Raw genomic sequence first — 18,814 nt, forward strand, 5'->3', positions numbered from 1 at the left:
CAAAATATTAGTGTCTTTTTCGGCAAAACCCGACAGAAGGTATCCATCAAGGCACTCATGCAACCCAATCATGGACTTCCGGTTTTTTTCCGTGTATTCCGTGGCTATCTTTAAATCTTAAAAACAGGGAAAATTCATGGATCTGCGGCAGTCGCTCGTACAGTACTACCGCTGGCTGCGCCAGTATGGGCTCAACGACTCGCACAGCGGCAACGCCTCGGTGCGCAGCGGGGAGGATTTCTGGATCACCCCGACCGGGGCCTGTGCGGACACGCTGACAATCGATGACCTGATACACGGACAGGTCGAGGCGCCCGCGCCCGACGGGGCCTCGCTCGACGCCCCCCTGCATCAGGCCGTCTATCGGGCCAACCCGGCCGCCACCGCCATCCTGCACAGCCACGGTCCCTACAGTGTCAGCATGACCTTCGACGGGCGCGATTTCACCCCGGTCGACTTCGAAGGCCAGTATTACTTCGACCGCATTCCGGTGCTGGACATATCGCTGGAGGATTACCTGGCGGAGTCCCCCGGCCGGGTCGCGGCCGAACTGGCCGAGCGGCCGGCGGCGGTGGTGCGCGGCCACGGCGTCTATGTCTGCGCCGAATCGCTGGACCGGGCCTACAAGTGGACCTGTTCGTTCGAATCCTCCGCCCGGCTGGCGTGGTTGATCAGATAGTGAGGAGTGAGGGGGTGAGGAGAAAACCAGGGCTTGGCTGATACCCGCTCTTATCCGTCATCCCCGCGAAAGCGGGGATCCAGTCGCCGCTGCGGTATCTGGATTACTCGCTGCGCTCGCCCTCCGGGCCGCCCTATGGGCGTTCAACGCGCTACGCGCTTTTGTCCGGCCTGCGCCGGGATGACGGGAATGGGGGCATGGCAACCACCATTTTGAATTTCTCCTCACTCCTCACTCCTCACTCAATAAGTTAGAATCGGATATCAGGCAGTCCCCAAGGAACCCTCCATGTCCTCACCCGTCCCCGTCGTCCTCACCTTTGCCGGCAATGATCCCAGCGGCGGCGCCGGCATCCAGGCCGACATCGAGGCCCTGGCCAGCCAGGGCTGTCACTGCGCCCCGGTGATCACGGCCCTGACAGTGCAGGACACCCGCGACATCCACAGTCTGGCGCCCATCGACGGCATCCTGGTTGCCGAACAGGCCCGCGCGGTACTGGAGGACATGCCGGTCGCCGTCATCAAAATCGGTCTGCTCGGCAGCGTGGACATCATCGAGAACATCCATGCGGTGCTGATCGACTACCCGGACATCCCGGTGGTGCTGGATCCGGTGCTGGCATCGGGCAACGGCAGCGAACTGGTCGACGAGGAAACCCTCGACGCCATGCTCAAACTGCTGCTGCCGCACACCACTCTGCTCACGCCCAACAGTCTGGAGGTGCGCAGCCTCGCCCCCGAGGGCGACACGCTCGAGGCCTGTGCCATGGCGCTGCTGGCTCACGGAACCGAGTTCGTGCTGGTGACCGGCACCCACGAGAACACCCAGCATGTGGTCAATCACCTGTTCGGCAACAACCGGCTGCTGGAATCCTTCACCTGGGAACGCCTGGCCGGCAGCTACCACGGCTCCGGCTGCACCCTGGCCTCGGCCTGCGCCGGCCTGCTGGCCCAGGGCCTGGAGCCCTTCGGCGCCGTGCACGAGGCACAGGAATACACCTGGGAGACGCTCAAGCAGGGCTATCGCCTCGGCATGGGCCAGCAGCTGCCCAACCGGCTGTTCTGGGCGCGGCCGGAGGAACTCTAATAAACCCGTCATTGCGAGGCGCAGTGCGCCGTGGCAATCTCCAAACGTTTGATGCTGCATCAAGAGATTGCCGCGCTGCGCTCGCAATGACGATTTGTCACTCAACAGGGGGCAGGCCTCGAAGCGCTCAATCCTAATCCCTATTACCCAGCCCCTAATCCCCAGCATGCACGGCCTCTACGCCATCACCGACCCCGACCTGCTGCCCGATGACCGCCTGGTGGAGGGCGTAACCGCGGCCCTCGCCGGCGGCGCGCGCGCCGTTCAGTTCCGCGACAAGCGCCCGGACCGGGCGCGCAGGCAGGCACTGGCGGCACAGCTCAACACCCTGTGCCGCGACCACGACGCCCTGTTCCTGGTCAACGACGACGTCGAACTCACCGCCGCCGTCGGCGCCCACGGCGTGCACCTGGGGCGGGACGATCCGGCCATCGCCGCCGCCCGCGAGCGCCTGGGTCCGCAGGCGATCATCGGCGTGTCCTGCTACAACGAACTGGAACGCGCCCGCCGGGCGCGGGATGGCGGCGCCGACTATGTCGCCTTCGGCCGCTTCTTTCCCTCCCGCACCAAGCCCGACGCGGTGCAGGCCGGGGCCGAGTTGCTGCGCGCCGCCCGCCGGGAACTCGACCTGCCCCTGGTTGCCATCGGCGGCATCACGCCGGAAAATGGCGGCTCGCTGCTCGCGGCCGGCGCGGACATGCTGGCGGTGATCCACGGCCTGTTCGGGGCTGCCGACATCGAAGCAGCGGCCCGGCGCTATGCGGCGCTGTTTGCAGAAGAGACAAGCAGAAACCGTTGAACAATCAGCGTTGCCTGTATCTTTCGGCTTGCATCTTGTCTCTTGCATGAATGGCACCTGGTTCAGCCCCGTCATCCCCGCGGAGGCGGGGATCCAGGGTTCGTTTACACTGCCAGACACTGGATTCCCGCCTCCGCGGGAATGACGGATACACTGAAGTCCGGTTTATCCAGGTGCCATTCGTCTCTTGTATCTTGTATCTGCCTGACAAGGATTCACCATGACCCGTTCCCACGACCTCTTCACCCAGGCCCAGAAACACATCCCCGGCGGCGTCAATTCACCCGTGCGCGCCTTCAAGGGTGTGGGCGGTGAGCCTGTCTATTTCGTTCGCGGCGAGGGCCCGTATCTGCACGACGCCGACGGCCAGCGCTATGTGGACTATGTCGGCTCCTGGGGCCCGATGATCCTGGGCCACAGCCATCCGGACGTAATCAAGGCGGTCATCGACACGGTCGCCAACGGCCTGGGCTTCGGTGCACCGACCGAGGCCGAGACCACCATGGCCGACCGGGTCTGCGAGCTGGTGCCGTCCATGGACATGGTGCGCATGGTCAACTCCGGCACCGAGGCCACCATGAGCGCGATCCGACTGGCCCGGGCCTTCACCGGCCGCGACAAGATCCTCAAGTTCGAGGGCTGCTATCACGGCCATGCCGACTCGCTGCTGGTCAAGGCCGGCTCCGGGGCGCTGACCCTGGGTGTACCGACCTCGCCGGGCGTGCCGGTGGCGCTGGCCGAGCACACCCTGACGGTGGAGTACAACAACCTGGATCAGGTGAAAGAGGTGTTCGGTCACCTGGGCGGGCAGATCGCAACCATCATCGTCGAGCCGGTGGCCGGCAACATGAACTGCGTGCCGCCGGCCCCGGGTTTTCTCGAGGGCCTGCGCGCCATCTGCGACGAGTACGAGTCGGTATTGATCTTCGACGAGGTGATGACCGGCTTCCGCGTCGCCCTGGGCGGCGCCCAGGCGCACTATGGCGTCACTCCCGATCTCACCGCCCTGGGCAAGGTCATCGGCGGCGGCATGCCGGTAGGCGCCTTCGGCGGCCGGCGCGAGATCATGGAGATGCTGGCCCCGCTGGGGCCGGTCTACCAGGCCGGCACGCTGTCCGGCAATCCGGTGGCGATGGCGGCGGGCCTGGCCACGCTGGAGGGCATCAGCCGGCCCGGTTTCCATGACGAACTCGCCACCCGGACCCGGCGCATCGCCGAGGGCATCGTCGAGCGCGCCCGTGCGCATGACATCCCCATGACCTGCAACTGTGTCGGCGGCATGTTCGGGCTCTTCTTCACCGAGGCCGAACAGGTCGGCAACTTCTACCAGGTCGGCCAGTGCAATCTGGACCGGTTCAGGCTGTTCTTCCACGAGATGCTCAAGCGGGGCGTGTATCTCGCGCCCTCGGCCTTCGAGGCCGGTTTCGTCTCCGCCGCGCATGACGAGGCCGCCGTCACGGCCACCCTGGACGCGGCGGAGAACGTGTTCAGCGAGATCTAGGGCGTAAACCCGCCCATGCTCGGCGAGCTGTCCGGCTGGCTGCATCAGAGCTTCAACGATCTGGTCGTCTGGATCGAGCTCTATCCCGGACGCGCCTACTTCCTGGTTTTTCTCACCGCCTGTCTGGAATCGCTGGTGGTGGTCGGCCTGTTCCTGCCGGGTACGGTGCTGATGTTCGCCATCGGCGCCCTGATCGCCACCGACGCCCTGGCCTTCTGGCCGGCCTGCCTGTGGGCCGCGGCCGGCGCCGTGACCGGCGACGGCCTGAGTTTCTGGCTGGGCCGGCACTTTCACCAGCGCATGCGGGTGATCTGGCCCTTCCGGCGCTATCCGGGCCTGATCAATCACGGCGTGGACTTCTTTCACCGCCACGGCGGCAAGAGCGTGGTCTTCGCCCGCTTCATCGGTCCGGTGCGGCCCTTTCTGCCGGCGGTGGCGGGGATGCTGGACATGCCCACCGGGCGTTTCCTGCTGGTCAATGTGCTCTCGGCCCTGGTCTGGGCGCCGGCCTACCTGATCCCGGGCGTGGTGTTCGGGGCCTCGCTCAGCCTGGCCGCCGAGGTCGCCGGCCGGCTGGTCGTGCTGATCCTGCTGATCGTGGGCCTGGTCTGGTTCAGCCTGTGGCTGATCCACCGGCTGTTCAACCTGCTGCAGCCGCACCTGGCCAGCTGGACCGACCGGGCCCTGGTCTGGGGCCGCCGCCACCCGCGGTTGCGGCCGCTGGCCGGCGCCCTGCTGGAGCCGGAGCATCCCGAGGCCCGGGGCCTGGCCCTGTGGATGCTGCTGCTGTTCCTGTCGGTGGCAGCGCTCGGGCTGCTGCTGGCCCAACCGTTGATCGGCATCGACCACTGGCTGCACGCCGGCCTGCAGGAGCTGCGCAACCCGACCGCGGACCGCATCTTCGTGGCCATCACCACCACCGGCGACAGCCTGCCGGTGCTGACCGGCCTGACCCTGATCCTGGCCTGGCTCGCCTGGCGCGGCTATGGCCGGGCCGCCGGCCACTGGCTGTTCGCCGCGCTCGGCGCCTGGGCCATGTCTCAGGGCCTGAAGACGCTGCTGCAGGTGGCCCGCCCCCTGGCCATGTACGAGGGCGTGGCCGCCTTCGCCTTCCCCAGTGTGCACGTCACCCTGGCCGTGGTCGGCTACGGCTTCCTGGCGATCCTGATCTCCCGCGAGATCAGCCCCGAGCGCCGCTGGCTGCCCTACAGCCTGGCCAGCCTGCCCATCGTACTGATCGCCTTCTCCCGACTCTACCTGGGCGCGCACTGGCTGAGCGACATCGCCGGCGGCCTGGCCCTGGGGCTGGCCACGGTGGCCCTGTTCGGCATCGCCTACCGACGCCATCCCGCACCCGCCCTGCCCTGGCGCCGGCTGCTGGGTGTATTCCTGGTGCTGCACCTGGCGCTGGCGGCCAGCCATACCGGGATGCGATTCGAGCGGGCCCTGGTCCGCTATGCCCCGGTACAGGAGAAGACCCCGCTGAACCGGAGCGAGTGGCTGGCCGGTGACTGGCGCGGACTGCCCGCCTACCGCCTGGATCTGGCGGCGGGCGAGCAGCACCCCCTGAACGTCCAGTACCTGGGCGCGCTGGAAGCACTCGAGGCCGCGCTCACCGCCCGGGGCTGGCGCAGCCCGCCGCCGCCCGCCTTCGACAACCTGCTGCTGTGGCTGTCGCCGGATGCCACCGCCACCCGGTTGCCGGTGCTGCCGCAGATCCATGACGGACATTATGAATCACTGCGTCTGATCAAGGCCGGCGATGACAATCGCCTGACCATCCTGCGCCTGTGGCGCTCCGAACGGGTCCAGCACAGCACCCGCACCCCGCTGTGGATCGGCAGCGTCAGTGTGCTGGAGCCGACCCGGCGCTTTGCCTATCTGGTCTTTCTCGATACCCGCTATGATCCGGCCGCCGGTCTGGAGCTGCTGGCCGATCTGCAGACTGGGTTCCAGGTCGAGATGCGCCCCCGGCCGACCGGGCGGACAATGGCGCCGGTGAAGGTGATGCTGGTGTATTGAGGGTGAGGGGGTGAAGCGTGAGGAGTGAGGCATGAGGAGGGTGACTATATCCCCCGCGTCATCCCCGCGAAGGCGGGGATCCAGTGGCCACAGCGGTATCTGGATCCCGGCCTTCGCCGGGATGACGGATAAAAGGGGTGGGATGACCGCGACCATCCTGGTCTTCTCCTCACGCCTCACCCCTCACTTCTGACTCCGCAGAAACTCCAGCAGCCCCTCGGCCCGCTGTTGCGGATCGGCGGCCTCCAGCCACTGCTGCTTGGTCGGCAGGGCCAGAGGCAGGATCTCGGTGAGCCGGGCCGTGACCCAGCCCAGGTCGTTGTCGCGCAGTTCGAGCCGGTCGAATGGCGGCCCCAGCTCCTCGATCAGCCGGCCTAGCAGCCCAGGCAGCAGGCGGGCCCCGGCGGGCACGGGAGCCGCCGGCTCGAACTCCAGCCACTCCACCTCGCCCAGGGTGAGCTGGTCCGGCCGGACCCGCGACTGCAACAGGCGAAAGCGCTGCCGGCCACGGACGGTGATGTGCAGCAGGCCCTCTTCGCCCTGCTCCCAGTCCTCGATCATCGCGACGGTACCGGTTGCATGACAGGGTGCGGCCGGGCCCGCCTCGCGGCCACTGCGCAGCAGACAGACCCCGAAACCGGAGTCGTTGCGCAGGCAGTCGGCCACCATGTCCAGGTAGCGCGGTTCGAAGATGCGCAGGGGCAGCACGCCGTCCGGGAACAGGACGGTCTGGAGCGGAAAGATGGGCAGGGTCTCGGCCATGATGTGGCGAGTTTACTCCTCCTCGAACAGATCCCCCCAGCGCGAGGACAGGGTATGCGGCACTTCGAGCTGGTCCAGGATACGCGCGACCACGAAGTCCACAATATCCTCCAGCGTCTGGGGCCGGTGGTAGAAGCCGGGATTGGCCGCCAGCATCACCACGCCCAGCCGCGCCAGCTTGAGCATGTTCTCCAGATGAATGGCGGAAAAAGGCGTCTCGCGCGGCACCAGGATAAGCTTGCGGCCCTCCTTGAGCATCACGTCGGCGGCGCGCTCGATCAGATTGCCACTGGTGCCGCAGGCAATGGAGGCCAGGGTGCCCATGGTGCAGGGACAGACCGCCATCGCCCGCGGCGCACTGGAGCCGCTGGCCACCGGCGCGGTCCATTCCTTGCGCCCGAATACCTGCAGCTGTCCCTCGTCGGCGGCGAAGTACTCGGTCAGAAAGCGCTGGATGTCGCGGCTGCGGCCCGGCAGGGACAGGTCGGTCTCCATGCCGATGACGATCTGCCCGGGCTCGGACAGCATCAGCCAGACCTCCTCGTCGGCCTCGATCAGGCACTCCAGCAGCCGCAGGGCGTACTGGGCCCCGGAGGCCCCGGTAATGGCGACGGCGACGGGCTGGCGGGCGGGCAGAGTCATGGCTTGCTCCGATTTGTCATCTGACTTGAAAATCCTTCAACGCAGCGACGCAAAGGCGCAGAGATAGCAAAAGAATGAATCCACAGGTGCGGGCCAGCGCCGGGCGGGAGAGGTCTTTGGGCGCATGTGCGAAGTCTGCACGCTAAGCCCGAAGGCCTCTCCCGCCCGGCGCTGGCTTGACCACCCCTGTATCTCTCACCCGCCGGCCTCGATCGCCTCTGACATTCGCAGCGCGTCCAGCAGCTTGTCATGGATGCCGCCGAAGCCGCCGTTGCTCATGACCAGAATGGCATCACCCGGACGGGCGTGGGCCACCACGTCCATGACCAGGGCATCAAGCTCGCGCATCACCCGCACCGGCGCGCGGCTGCGGCCGTCGACCTCGGCCGGATCCCAGCCCAGGTCCGGCGGCTGGTACAGCCACACCCGGTCGGCACTGTCCAGCGCCGGGCCCAGGGTGGTGCGATGCACGCCCAGGCGCATGGTATTGGAACGCGGCTCCAGCACGGCGAATATACGTCCCTCGCCCCGGTGGCGGCGCAGGCCCTGCAGGGTGAGTTCGATGGCCGTGGGGTGATGGGCGAAGTCATCGTAGACGGTCACGCCGCGCACCTCGCCGCGCACCTCCAGACGCCGCTTCACGCCCCGGTATTCACCCAGCGCGGCGGTGGCCTGAACGACCGGCACCCCGGCGTGGCGGGCGGCGGCAATGGCGGCCAGCGCATTGTGCAGGTTGTGCTGGCCGAGCTGGTTCCAGCGCACCCTGCCCTGTGGCTGACCCTCGAACAGGACTTCGAACTCGCTGCCGTCGGCCTTCAGCACCCGCACCTGCCACTGGGCGGGGAATTCGCCCACCGAGACGGTCTCGGTCGGGGTCCAGCAGCCCATCTCCAGCACCTCGGCGACATGGGCGTCATTGGCATTCTCCACAATCAGCCCCTGACCCGGCACGGTGCGCACCAGGTGATGGAACTGGCGCTGGATGGCGCCCAGGTCATCGAAGATGTCGGCGTGGTCGAATTCGAGATTGTTCAGGATCAGGGTACGCGGACGGTAGTGGACAAACTTGGAGCGCTTGTCGAAGAAGGCGGTGTCGTACTCGTCGGCCTCGACCACGAAGAAGGGCGAACCGCCCAGACGCGCGGAGATGCCGAAGTTGCCCGGCACCCCGCCGATCAGGAATCCCGGTTCGAGCCCGGCGTAGTCCAGGATCCAGGCCAGCATGCTGGCGGTGCTGGTCTTGCCGTGGGTGCCGGCCACCGCCAGCACCCAGCGGTCCTTCAGGATATTGTCGGCCAGCCACTGCGGCCCCGAGGTATAGGGCAGACCCGCATCCAGCACGGCTTCGACGGCCGGGTTGCCGCGCGCCAGGGCATTGCCGATGACCACCGCGTCCGGCGCCGACGGCAGGTCCTGCGCCCGGTAGCCCTCCTGCAGCGCGATGCCCTGGGCCTCGAGCTGGGTGCTCATGGGCGGATAGACATTGGCATCGGCGCCCGAGACCTCGATGCCCGACTCCCGCGCCAGGACCGCGATCCCGCCCATGAAGGTGCCGCAGATACCGAGAATGTGTATATGCATTGCTTCGATCCGGCCTCAGCCTCAGTTCGCCACCGGCAGCGCGGCGGCCACCACCATCTGGGATAACATGAAATAGACCACGCCCAGACCGATCCCGCCGTAGAGCGGCACCTCCAGCGCATGGTGGAGGATGTTGCCGAGCACGGCAAGGCTCCAGGCCAGGTACAGGGTCATGCCCACGAACACCAGCACCGCATCCCGGCTGTCCGGCTCCATGCCCTGGGTGCCATAGACCAGCGGGGCGACCAGCAGCCCCAGCAGGGTCCAGCCCGCGAGTAATGCCGTCAGCGTCTGGGTGAAGCGCTCAGGCCTGCCCCAGGCCCTGAGCAACAGCTGGATGAAGGCCGCTACCAGCAGGGTTTCCAGCACGCTGGCACTGAGGGCGAAGCGCAGCTCGTAGCGCGAAAGATAGACCACCACGCCCAGCGTTACATAGGCCACCACGAACAACCACAGCAACTCCCGCGCCGCCGGCAACCGCTGGGGCCCGACCCGGAGCAGGCACAGATCGAGCATGAATTTCAAAAGTGCAGACATAAGGCCAGGATCAGGGTCGCCGAGAATAGGATGGGTGTAGCGGAGCGCAACCCATCAGCATTCACGGCCGGCGATGGGTTACGGCGCCATGCACCTCCACCCATCCTACAGGCCGGAACCACGCCTGTAACATACCATATTGCCATGCCAGCGGCTTTCGATTAGTACCATGTAACACCTTAAATGACGCCTTCAGAGCCCCCGAGCGATGTCAGGGCACCAACAGTAGGCGCCTTGAGGCGAGGCGCAGTGCGCAGGCAAGGGTCATTCCCTTGTCAAGCGCTGCAACGCCGCACTGGCGTCGCTCGGGGGCTCCCTCCGGGCGAGGCGATAAGCGGCCATCTGCCGCGTTACTTGCCCTTGAGGTAGAATGGCTACCCCGGCGGGCAAGTGCCTTGCATCTGGCCGCTTTTCGCCTCGCTGAAGGCGTCATTTAAGGTGTTACATGGTACTTGCGTCCCCCGGATGAAGATGGCCCATCCCAAGCTGAACCTCCCCTGGCGCACGGGCAATGACTTCCGCCTGCTCATTGACGGCGCGGCCATCTTCCCCGCCATGCTGGAGGCGATCAGGCAGGCCCGGCGCAGCGTCTGGCTGGAGACCTATCTCATGGAGTCGGGGCATACCGCCGCGGCCTTCATCACAGCCCTGCGGGACGCGGCCCGCCGCGGCGTGACCGTGCGGGTGCTGCTGGATGATTTCGGTACGCGCGGCCTGAGCCGCGCCGACAAAACCGCACTGCAGACTGACGGCATGCGGTTGCATCTCTACAATCCGCTGAACTACGGCCGGCTGCGCCGCAACCTGTTCCGAGACCATCGCAAGATCCTGGTGGTCGACGGCGAACTGGCCTTCAGCGGCGGCTGGGGCATCACCGACGCTTTCAGCCCGGACAGCCCGCAGCCCTGGCGCGAAACCGGCATTCAGATCCGAGGCCCGAACGCCGGCGACTGGGCCCGATTATTCGCCGCCAACTGGGGCGCCGGCACCGGCGAGGTACTGCCGTCGGACCGGCCGCCGTCCATGGCCGGGGGACAGCGCGGCCGCGTGGCCAGCGCCATGCGCCGGCCCTATACCGAAATCAAGCGCCACCTGCTGCGCCGGATCCGTCGCTGCCAGCACCGGCTCTGGCTCAGCACCGGCTATTTCGTGCCGCCCTGGAAGCTGCGCCGGGCGCTGGCCCGGGCCGCCCGCCGGGGACGCGACGTGCGTCTGCTGCTGCCCGGGCCCTTGACCGATCATCCCGGTGTGCGCTTCGCCGGCCGCCGCCACTATGCCCGGCTGCTGCGCGCCGGGGTGCGCATCTTCGAATATCAACCGCGGATACTGCACCAGAAGGTGGTGCTGTGTGATGACTGGGTCAGCATCGGCTCCAGCAACCTCGACCGCTGGAACTTCCGCTGGAACCTGGAAGCAAACCAGGAAATCGAGGACGCAGCCTTCAAGGCTGAGGTCACGGCCATGCTGGATGCGGACCTGCGGCACAGCGAGGAGATCCGGCTGGAGGACTGGCTGCAGCGCCCGCGGCTGGAACGGCTGCGGGAATATGTCTACGGCCTGATCGATCAGCTCTCCGAAAGCGCCATCCGCCCGTGAGACAGTGCAGGCCGGGCCTGCCGGGAACGCTGCGCGAGTCCCGGTATAACCTGATCAACGTTTTCTTCGGGCCGTTTTCTTCCTTGCCAGCTTCTTCTTTGCGGTCTTCTTCTTCGCCGTTTTTTTCTTCGGAGCGGCCTTGCGCGCGGGTTTTTTCGCCGCCTTCCTTTTCACCGCCGGTTTTTTGGTCGACTTCTTCCTCGCCGTTTTCTTCTTCGCCGCCACTTTCTTCTTCACGGCGGCCTTCTTCTTCGCGACAGCCTTTTTCTTCGCGGCCGTCTTCCTGGTGCCGACCTTTTTCCTCGCCGCTTTCTTCTTGGCAACCACCTTCCTGGCGGCCGCTTTCTTTCTGGCCACCTTCTTCTTTGCAACCGCCTTTTTCTTCACGGCCGCCTTTTTCCCGGCCGTTACCTTCTTTTTGATCGCGGCTTTCTTCTTGACTGCAGCTTTCTTTTTGACCGCGGCTTTGGCTTTCTTCTTGGCCGCGACCTTCTTTTTCACCGCCGGCTTTTTGTTCGCGGCCTTCTTCGCGGATTTTTTCGGGGCTGCGGCCTTCTTCCCGACGGCCTTTCCGGTCGCAGCGGGCCTGTCGTCAGCCGCCGCGGCGGGTTCGCGCGCCTCTGCCCCGGCACCGGCGGCCCGCTGCGCGGCAATGGCGCGGGCAGCGCTGCTGACGGCCTGACTGCGTGCCGGCCGGGACGGGGCAGCAGGGGCGGCCGGGGCGCCGGCCGCCGGGGTAGCGGGCTGACCGGCGGTTTCCGCCTCGACGACCCGGACCACGGCCTTGAAGATGTCCTCGATCTCGCCCACGCCCTGGACGGTGCGCAGCTTGCCCTGGCCACGATAATATTCGATCAGCGGCGTAGTCTGGGTCTCGTAGACCCGCAGCCGGTTACCGATGGTCTCCTCGTTGTCGTCAGCCCGGTGATGCAGGTTGCCGCCGCATTCATCACAGACCCCATCGACGTGCGGCGGGGAAGAGTAGACATTGCAGGTCCAGCCGCAGCTGGTGCAGGTACGCCGTCCGGTCAGGCGCTGCATCAGGATGTCGAAATCCACGTTGATCAGCAGCGCCAGTTCCAGCGGCTGGCCGATCTCCTCCAGCAGGGTGTCCAGCGCCTCGGCCTGGGACTGATTGCGGGGGAAACCGTCGAGGATGAAGCCGCGGCGGGCGTCCGGTTCCTGGAGCCGCTCGCGGATGATGCCCAGCACGATGTCGTCGGAGACCAGCTGCCCGGCGTCCATGGCCGCCTTGGCCTGGCGCCCCAGGGGGGTGCCGGCGGCGACAGCGGCACGCAGCAGGTCGCCGGTGGAGATCTGCGGGATTCGGTACTTGTCCTGAAGACGTTTGGCCTGGGTCCCCTTCCCCGAACCCGGTGCGCCCAGCAATACGATTCTCATTTGGCGGTGGCTCCTTAGATGTTATTCGTTATCCGGTAGCGTCGAAATCATGGCGGACAGGTATGCGCCAGGGCCGCCCGCAGCGGCGGCGTATTAATTTTTTTGCATGGGCGCATACAATTTTTTAGATGGCCCCGCCCCCCTCATGCGTTTAAGCTACCGCCTCAAGTCACCGTAAGTCAACGCGGTAACCGCCGAATACACCGCCAGGGTTGCAACACCGGCGGCTGGCGTGTTTTATTGCCCCGGATTCCGGTGAGCACCGCCTGCTTGCGGCCCAGGCATGCGACCGAAATCAGATGACGCAGACACCCGATTTCAACAAATCCGAGTATCGGGCCCTGCAGACCAGACTGCAGAGGTGTTCCGGCGAACCGGCTCGGCCCCTGCCAGCCGGGACCGCCCTGCGCCGCGCCTGCATTTCACTACCGTCAAATCAATAAACCTGGGAGTACACCATGGCGACATCGTCGGGCAAGAAGAACGCTTTCTACGCACAATCGGGGGGCGTGACCGCCGTTATCAATGCCAGTGCGTGCGGCGTGATCGAGACCGCGCGCAAGCACAAGGACAAAATCGGCAAGGTCTATGCCGGGCGCAACGGCATCATCGGTGCCCTGACCGAGGACCTGATCGACACCAGCAAGGAACCCAAGAGCGCGATCGCCGCGCTGCGTCACACCCCCTCCGGGGCCTTCGGCTCCTGCCGCTACAAGCTCAAGAGCCTGGAGCAGAACCAGCGCGAGTACGAACGCCTGATCGAGGTGTTCGAGGCCCACAACATCGGCTACTTCTTCTACAACGGCGGCGGCGACTCGGCCGACACCTGCCTGAAGGTCTCCCAGCTGTCCAAGAGCATGGGTTATCCCATCCAGGCCATCCACGTGCCGAAGACGGTCGACAATGACCTGCCCGTCACCGACAACTGCCCCGGCTTCGGCTCGGTGGCCAAGTACATCGCCGTCTCCACCCGCGAGGCCAGCTTCGACGTCGCCTCCATGGCCAAGACCTCGACCAAGGTCTTCATCCTGGAAGTGATGGGCCGCCACGCCGGCTGGATCGCCGCCGCCGGCGCAATGGCCTCCTCCGAGGACTGCGAGATCCCGGTGGTGGTCCTGTTCCCGGAGGTCACCTTCAACCGCCGCAAGTTCATGCAGACGGTCAAGCAGAAGGTGAAGCAGTTCGGCTATGTCTCCATCGTGGTCTCCGAGGGCGTGAAGAGCCGCGACGGCAAGTTCCTGGCCGACCAGGGCCTGAAGGACGCCTTCGGCCACGCCCAGCTGGGCGGCGTGGCGCCGGTGGTGGCCAACATGATCCGCGAGGACCTGGGCCTGAAATACCACTGGGCCGTGGCCGACTACCTGCAGCGCGCGGCGCGTCACATCGCCTCCAAGACCGACGTCGACCAGGCCTACGCCATGGGCAAGGCCGCGGTGGAACTGGCCATGAAGGGCAAGAATTCGGTCATGCCCACGGTGGTGCGGACCTCCAACAACCCCTACCGCTGGAAGGTCGGCGAGGCCAGACTGTCCCGGGTCGCCAACGTCGAGAAGATGATGCCCAAGAGCTTCATCAGCAAGGACGGCTTCGGCATCACCAAAAAGTGCCGCGACTACCTGGGCCCGCTGATGAAGGGCGAGGATTACCCGCCCTACGGCAAGGACGGGCTGCCCAAATACGTCCGGTTGAAGAACGCGCCGGTCAAGCGCAAGCTCGGGGACTTCAAGGTATAACCTGGGTTTGGAAAGGGGCGCATCGCGCCCCTTTTTTATGCCCGGCACCCGGCAAGGCATCCGTGCCCGATTGACATCCGTCAAGGCCGATGATGCGGCCGGACAACAAGAATAGCCAACAAACACCAACACAGGTACCAAAAGGTAACGGAGGGAAACCCATCATGTCGTCTGCGCTCATTTTCGCGCTTGTCTGCGCGATCGGTGCCATTGTCTATGGCGCCGTCTCGGTCAAGTGGATCCTCGCCAAGCCCAGCGGCAATGCCCGCATGCAGGAGATCGCCCAGGCCATCCAGGAGGGCGCCAGCGCCTACCTCAACCGCCAGTACACCACCATCGGCATCGCCGGCATCGTGCTGCTGATCCTGGTCTGGGTCTTCCTCGGCTCTGCCACTGCCATCGGCTTTGCCATCGGCGCGGTGTTCTCGGGGCTGGCCGGCTACATCGGCATGCACATCTCGGTACGGGCCAACGTGCGCACCGCCGAGGCCGCCCACGGGGGGCTGAACGCCGCCATGCAGGTCGCCTTCCGCGGCGGCGCGATCACCGGCATGCTGGTGGTCGGCCTGGGCCTGCTGGGCGTGGCCGGCTACTACGCCATCCTGCTGGGCATGGAGGTGGCCGACCCCATCCATCCGCTGATCGGCCTGGCCTTCGGCGGCTCGCTGATCTCCATCTTCGCCCGGCTCGGCGGCGGCATCTTCACCAAGGGCGCGGATGTGGGCGCGGACATCGTCGGCAAGGTCGAGGCCGGCATCCCCGAGGACGACCCGCGCAACCCGGCGGTGATCGCCGACAACGTGGGCGACAATGTCGGCGATTGCGCCGGCATGGCGGCCGACCTGTTCGAGACCTATGCCGTCACCGTCATCGCCACCATGCTGCTGGGCAGCCTGATGCTGCAGGGCGCCGGCCCCTCCGCGGCCGTCTATCCGCTGGCCCTGGGCGGCGTGTCCATCATCGCCTCCATCATCGGCACCTTCTTCGTCAAGGCCCACGAGGGGGGCAAGATCATGAACGCGCTGTACCGCGGCCTGATCGTGGCCGGGGTGCTGGCGGCGGCGGCCTTCTACCCGGTCACCAGCATGATGATGGGCGACAACGGCCAGTACAGTGTCATGGCCCTGTGGGGCGCGGCCCTGATCGGCCTGGCCCTGACCGCGGCCATGGTGGTGATCACCGAGTACTACACCGCCACCGAGTTCAGCCCGGTGCGCCACATCGCCGCGGCCTCCACCACCGGCGACGGCACCAACGTCATCGCCGGCCTGGGCGTGTCCATGAAGGCCACCGCCGCCCCGGTGCTGGCGGTGTGCGCCTCCATCTGGGGCGCCCATGAGCTGGCCGGCCTGTACGGCATCGCCATCGCCGCGACCTCCATGCTGTCCATGACCGGCATCATCGTGGCCCTGGATGCCTACGGCCCCATCACCGACAACGCCGGCGGCATCGCCGAGATGGCCGAACTGGACGAGTCCATCCGCAACATCACCGACCCGCTGGACGCGGTGGGCAATACCACCAAGGCGGTGACCAAGGGCTATGCCATCGGCTCGGCGGGACTGGCCGCGCTGGTGCTGTTCGCCGACTACACCCACGGCCTGGAGGCGGTGGGCAAGTCGTTCGCCTTCGACCTGTCGGATCACATGGTGATCATCGGCCTGTTCATCGGCGGCCTGATCCCCTATCTGTTCGGGGCCATGGCCATGGAGGCGGTCGGCCGCGCGGCCGGCGGCATCGTCAACGAGGTGCGGCGCCAGTTCAAGGAAAAACCCGGCATCATGGACCACAGCGAGAAGCCCGATTACGGCCGCGCCGTGGACATGCTGACCAAGGCCGCCATCAAGGAGATGATCATCCCCTCGCTGCTGCCGGTGCTGGTGCCCATCATCGTCGGCCTGGTGCTGGGGCCGAAGGCCCTGGGCGGGGTGCTGCTGGGAACCATCATCACCGGCCTGTTCGTGGCCATCTCCATGACCACCGGCGGCGGCGCCTGGGACAACGCCAAGAAGTACATCGAGGACGGGAATTACGGTGGCAAGGGCTCGGACGCCCACAAGGCGGCCGTGACCGGCGACACCGTGGGCGACCCCTACAAGGACACCGCCGGCCCGGCCATCAACCCGCTGATCAAGATCATCAACATCGTGGCGCTGCTGATCGTGCCGCTGTTGTAATGCCATGGCCACGGAATACACGGAAAACACGGACAATATTCATTCAATGAAAATTCCGTGACTTCCGTGCTTTCCGTGGCTATCTTTAGTCTTTTGATTCAGGGCCGGTATAATACCGGCCCTTTCCGTTTATCTGGGAGCCTGTCATGAACCTCGATCGCGTCGATTCCGGCCGTGACGTGCCGAACGATATCCATGTCATTATCGAGATCCCGGCCCACAGCGACCCGGTCAAGTACGAGGTGGACAAGGATACCGGCGCCATGTACGTGGACCGGTTCATGAACACGGCCATGCACTACCCCTGCAACTACGGCTATGTGCCCCACACCCTGTCCGACGACGGCGACCCGGTGGACGTGCTGGTGCTGACCCCGGTGCCGCTGATCACCGGCTCGGTGGTGCGCTGCCGCCCGATCGGGGTACTGAAGATGACGGACGAGTCCGGCGACGACGCCAAGGTACTGGCCGTGCCGGTGGACAAGCTGTGCAAGCAGTACCGCAAGGTGGAGACCTTCCGTGACGTCCCCGACATGATGCTGGAGCAGATCGCCCACTTCTTCGAGCACTACAAGGACCTGGACGAGGGCAAGTGGGTGCGCGTCGAGGGCTGGGGCGGTATCGACGAGGCCAAGGAGGAGATCATGAAAAGTGTGAAGATGTACAACGAGGCGCCGGAGAAGCCGAAGTTCTGAAAAAAGATAGCCACGGAATACACGGAAAGCACGGACAAGATATTGTTCAACAAGGCTTGAACAGGACGTAGGCCGGGATAAGCGCAGCGTTCCCGGCAAATCCTACGCTGCCGGAAACGGGCCACATGGCCCTTATTCCGGCCTACATCCTGCTAAGCCCAACCCGCACATTAAACATTTTCCGTGCTTTCCGTGTATTCCGTGGCGCTCTTGATCTCGGCGCCTTTCAGTACCCCCGCGTGTTCTCCTCCACCCACCGGGCGCTGCCGTCGGTGAGGGTCTCGCGCTTCCAGAAGGGCGCTTTCGACTTGAGCTCCTCCATCAGCCAGCGGCAGGCCTCGAAGGCCTCGCGGCGATGGGACGACCAGACCGCGACCAGCACGATGGGATCCTGTGGGGCGAGCCTGCCGACGCGGTGCAGTATCAGTGAATCCAGCAGCCCCCAGCGCGCGTCGGCCTCGGCGCTGATCCGTTCCAGGTAGCCCTCGGTCATGCCCGGGTAATGTTCCAGGGTCATGGCCGCGACCCCGTCATCCAGGTTGAAGTCGCGCATGGTGCCGACGAACACGGCGGTCGCGCCGATACGGCCGTGCGGCGCCTCCGGGCGGGTCTCGTAATCCTGCAGCCGCTGCCAGGGATTGAACGGGCTCTCCAGCACCTCGACCGGCATTTCAGCCCCCGGTCACCGGCGGGAAGAAGGCCACCTCGTCGCCGTCCCGGACCGGGGCGGAGAAATCGACGTACTCCATGTTCACCGCCGCCAGCACGTTGGCCGGCTTCTCGCGCCCGTCGCTGGCCGCCAGCCAGACGTCCTCCACCGAACCGCCCTCCGGCAGCTCGACCCGGGCATCGGCGCGGTTCATCAGCTCGCGCAGGCTGGCGAAGAATTTGACCTTGACCCACATACTCGACTCGGTACCCGCTTCACTGATCCGCAATATCGGGTATAGTCTAGCATCCCGCGCACAGCAAAAGCCCTGAATTCCATGTCGGAACTCACCCACTTCAACGCCGCCGGCGAGGCTCACATGGTCGATGTCGGCGCCAAGGACGACACGCACCGGGTGGCCGTGGCCGAGGGCCGCATCGAGATGCAGCCCGACACCCTGGTCATGATCCGGGCCGGCGATCACAAGAAGGGCGATGTCCTGGGCATCGCCCGGGTCGCCGGCATCATGGCAGCCAAAAAGACCGCAGACCTGGTCCCCCTGTGCCACCCCCTGGTCCTGACGCGGGTGGAACTCGGCTTCGAAACCCGGGATGACCCGGCCGCGGTGCATTGCACCGCCACGGTGGAGACCCGCGGGCCGACGGGGGTGGAAATGGAGGCCCTGACCGCTGTGCAGATCGCGCTGCTGACCATCTATGACATGTGCAAGGCGGTCGACCGCGGCATGCGCATGGAAGGCATCCGGCTGCGCGAGAAGCGCGGCGGAAAGTCGGGGGACTGGCGGGCGGAATAAGTTCAAAAACGCCACGGAGTATACGGAAAGGACGCAAATGAACAGGCCTTCCCGGCACATCCGGCCGCTGCCGGAAACGGGCCACATGGCCGGATGGTACTGACTTAAGCCAAATTACACCGTCATTGCGAGGAACGAAG

The 18,814-nt window shown here is 65.8% G+C and carries 17 protein-coding genes; 10 read left to right on the top strand and 7 right to left on the bottom strand.

Translation table 11 applies throughout. From position 1 onward, the window contains the following. The first annotated feature begins 136 nt into the window (after positions 1-136). The 5 genes from D6C00_RS05620 (at position 137) to D6C00_RS05640 (ending at position 6,087) form a co-directional block, all read left to right on the top strand. The gene (locus D6C00_RS05620; RefSeq protein WP_125180789.1) at positions 137-679 is read left to right on the top strand and encodes a class II aldolase/adducin family protein; all 543 of its coding nucleotides are present in this window, start codon (positions 137-139) and stop codon (positions 677-679) included. Between the two features lie 288 nt (positions 680-967). Then, positions 968-1,765 carry a bifunctional hydroxymethylpyrimidine kinase/phosphomethylpyrimidine kinase gene (gene thiD / locus D6C00_RS05625; RefSeq protein WP_125180791.1) on the top strand — a complete coding sequence of 266 codons (798 nt, stop codon included), beginning with the start codon at positions 968-970 and terminating at the stop codon, positions 1,763-1,765. A gap of 166 nt (positions 1,766-1,931) precedes the next feature. Further along, the gene (gene thiE / locus D6C00_RS05630; RefSeq protein ID WP_125180793.1) at positions 1,932-2,564 is read left to right on the top strand and encodes a thiamine phosphate synthase; all 633 of its coding nucleotides are present in this window, start codon (positions 1,932-1,934) and stop codon (positions 2,562-2,564) included. A 220-nt stretch (positions 2,565-2,784) separates the two neighbouring features. Beyond that, the gene (hemL, locus tag D6C00_RS05635) at positions 2,785-4,065 is read left to right on the top strand and encodes a glutamate-1-semialdehyde 2,1-aminomutase (RefSeq protein WP_125180795.1); all 1,281 of its coding nucleotides are present in this window, start codon (positions 2,785-2,787) and stop codon (positions 4,063-4,065) included. A gap of 15 nt (positions 4,066-4,080) precedes the next feature. After that, positions 4,081-6,087 carry a bifunctional DedA family/phosphatase PAP2 family protein gene (locus D6C00_RS05640; protein WP_125180797.1) on the top strand — a complete coding sequence of 669 codons (2,007 nt, stop codon included), beginning with the start codon at positions 4,081-4,083 and terminating at the stop codon, positions 6,085-6,087. 183 nt (positions 6,088-6,270) lie between these two features. On the opposite strand, the gene D6C00_RS05645 is transcribed toward D6C00_RS05640, so the two are convergent. The 4 genes from D6C00_RS05645 to D6C00_RS05660 all read right to left on the bottom strand — a co-directional run bounded on the left by D6C00_RS05645 (position 6,271) and on the right by D6C00_RS05660 (position 9,588). Next, a complete protein-coding gene (locus D6C00_RS05645; RefSeq protein ID WP_125180798.1) occupies positions 6,271-6,849 on the bottom strand; it encodes an LON peptidase substrate-binding domain-containing protein in 579 nt (192 codons plus the stop codon). 12 nt (positions 6,850-6,861) lie between these two features. Next, positions 6,862-7,491 carry a flavin prenyltransferase UbiX gene (locus D6C00_RS05650; protein ID WP_125180800.1) on the bottom strand — a complete coding sequence of 210 codons (630 nt, stop codon included), beginning with the start codon at positions 7,489-7,491 and terminating at the stop codon, positions 6,862-6,864. A gap of 195 nt (positions 7,492-7,686) precedes the next feature. Beyond that, complete coding sequence (gene mpl / locus D6C00_RS05655) at positions 7,687-9,072, bottom strand: UDP-N-acetylmuramate:L-alanyl-gamma-D-glutamyl-meso-diaminopimelate ligase (RefSeq protein WP_125180802.1); 1,386 nt, start codon at positions 9,070-9,072, stop codon at positions 7,687-7,689. Positions 9,073-9,093: 21 nt separating this feature from the next. Further along, a complete protein-coding gene (locus D6C00_RS05660; protein WP_125180803.1) occupies positions 9,094-9,588 on the bottom strand; it encodes a hypothetical protein in 495 nt (164 codons plus the stop codon). 492 nt (positions 9,589-10,080) lie between these two features. Between D6C00_RS05660 and D6C00_RS05665 the strand changes: the two genes are divergently transcribed. Next, positions 10,081-11,205, top strand: coding sequence for a phospholipase D-like domain-containing protein (locus tag D6C00_RS05665; RefSeq protein WP_206609516.1), 1,125 nt, complete (start codon positions 10,081-10,083; stop codon positions 11,203-11,205). A 54-nt stretch (positions 11,206-11,259) separates the two neighbouring features. Here D6C00_RS05665 and D6C00_RS16560 read toward each other — a convergent pair whose 3' ends face one another. Further along, positions 11,260-12,606: an adenylate kinase gene (locus D6C00_RS16560; protein WP_125180805.1), complete on the bottom strand. Its 1,347-nt coding sequence runs from the start codon at positions 12,604-12,606 to the stop codon at positions 11,260-11,262. A gap of 458 nt (positions 12,607-13,064) precedes the next feature. On the opposite strand from D6C00_RS16560, the gene D6C00_RS05675 reads away from it, so the two are divergent. The 3 genes from D6C00_RS05675 to ppa all read left to right on the top strand — a co-directional run bounded on the left by D6C00_RS05675 (position 13,065) and on the right by ppa (position 17,211). Continuing rightward, a complete protein-coding gene (locus D6C00_RS05675) occupies positions 13,065-14,339 on the top strand; it encodes a 6-phosphofructokinase (protein WP_125180807.1) in 1,275 nt (424 codons plus the stop codon). 164 nt (positions 14,340-14,503) lie between these two features. Next, a complete protein-coding gene (locus D6C00_RS05680; protein ID WP_125180809.1) occupies positions 14,504-16,516 on the top strand; it encodes a sodium-translocating pyrophosphatase in 2,013 nt (670 codons plus the stop codon). Positions 16,517-16,662: 146 nt separating this feature from the next. Beyond that, the gene (gene ppa / locus D6C00_RS05685) at positions 16,663-17,211 is read left to right on the top strand and encodes an inorganic diphosphatase (protein WP_125180811.1); all 549 of its coding nucleotides are present in this window, start codon (positions 16,663-16,665) and stop codon (positions 17,209-17,211) included. Between the two features lie 226 nt (positions 17,212-17,437). Here the strand turns inward: ppa and D6C00_RS05690 are convergent, their stop codons facing one another. Together D6C00_RS05690 and moaD are read right to left on the bottom strand one after the other, a co-directional pair. Continuing rightward, complete coding sequence (locus tag D6C00_RS05690; RefSeq protein WP_125180812.1) at positions 17,438-17,881, bottom strand: molybdenum cofactor biosynthesis protein MoaE; 444 nt, start codon at positions 17,879-17,881, stop codon at positions 17,438-17,440. A 1-nt stretch (position 17,882) separates the two neighbouring features. After that, positions 17,883-18,116, bottom strand: coding sequence for a molybdopterin converting factor subunit 1 (gene moaD, locus D6C00_RS05695; protein ID WP_125180814.1), 234 nt, complete (start codon positions 18,114-18,116; stop codon positions 17,883-17,885). An 81-nt stretch (positions 18,117-18,197) separates the two neighbouring features. On the opposite strand from moaD, the gene moaC reads away from it, so the two are divergent. Beyond that, a complete protein-coding gene (moaC, locus tag D6C00_RS05700; protein WP_125180816.1) occupies positions 18,198-18,674 on the top strand; it encodes a cyclic pyranopterin monophosphate synthase MoaC in 477 nt (158 codons plus the stop codon). The last annotated feature ends 140 nt before the right edge of the window (positions 18,675-18,814 follow it).

It is taken from the genome of Thiohalobacter thiocyanaticus, from assembly GCF_003932505.1.
In the GTDB taxonomy this organism is placed as follows: Bacteria; Pseudomonadota; Gammaproteobacteria; order Thiohalobacterales; family Thiohalobacteraceae; genus Thiohalobacter; species Thiohalobacter thiocyanaticus.

Coding starts and splice junctions, on each gene's coding strand:
- D6C00_RS05620 (WP_125180789.1), top strand. CDS start 137: ATGGATCTGCGGCAGTCGCTCGTACAGTACTACCGCTGGCTGCGCCAG.
- thiD (WP_125180791.1), top strand. CDS start 968: ATGTCCTCACCCGTCCCCGTCGTCCTCACCTTTGCCGGCAATGATCCC.
- thiE (WP_125180793.1), top strand. CDS start 1,932: ATGCACGGCCTCTACGCCATCACCGACCCCGACCTGCTGCCCGATGAC.
- hemL (WP_125180795.1), top strand. CDS start 2,785: ATGACCCGTTCCCACGACCTCTTCACCCAGGCCCAGAAACACATCCCC.
- D6C00_RS05640 (WP_125180797.1), top strand. CDS start 4,081: ATGCTCGGCGAGCTGTCCGGCTGGCTGCATCAGAGCTTCAACGATCTG.
- D6C00_RS05645 (WP_125180798.1), bottom strand. CDS start 6,849: ATGGCCGAGACCCTGCCCATCTTTCCGCTCCAGACCGTCCTGTTCCCG.
- D6C00_RS05650 (WP_125180800.1), bottom strand. CDS start 7,491: ATGACTCTGCCCGCCCGCCAGCCCGTCGCCGTCGCCATTACCGGGGCC.
- mpl (WP_125180802.1), bottom strand. CDS start 9,072: ATGCATATACACATTCTCGGTATCTGCGGCACCTTCATGGGCGGGATC.
- D6C00_RS05660 (WP_125180803.1), bottom strand. CDS start 9,588: ATGCTCGATCTGTGCCTGCTCCGGGTCGGGCCCCAGCGGTTGCCGGCG.
- D6C00_RS05665 (WP_206609516.1), top strand. CDS start 10,081: ATGGCCCATCCCAAGCTGAACCTCCCCTGGCGCACGGGCAATGACTTC.
- D6C00_RS16560 (WP_125180805.1), bottom strand. CDS start 12,606: ATGAGAATCGTATTGCTGGGCGCACCGGGTTCGGGGAAGGGGACCCAG.
- D6C00_RS05675 (WP_125180807.1), top strand. CDS start 13,065: ATGGCGACATCGTCGGGCAAGAAGAACGCTTTCTACGCACAATCGGGG.
- D6C00_RS05680 (WP_125180809.1), top strand. CDS start 14,504: ATGTCGTCTGCGCTCATTTTCGCGCTTGTCTGCGCGATCGGTGCCATT.
- ppa (WP_125180811.1), top strand. CDS start 16,663: ATGAACCTCGATCGCGTCGATTCCGGCCGTGACGTGCCGAACGATATC.
- D6C00_RS05690 (WP_125180812.1), bottom strand. CDS start 17,881: ATGCCGGTCGAGGTGCTGGAGAGCCCGTTCAATCCCTGGCAGCGGCTG.
- moaD (WP_125180814.1), bottom strand. CDS start 18,116: ATGTGGGTCAAGGTCAAATTCTTCGCCAGCCTGCGCGAGCTGATGAAC.
- moaC (WP_125180816.1), top strand. CDS start 18,198: ATGTCGGAACTCACCCACTTCAACGCCGCCGGCGAGGCTCACATGGTC.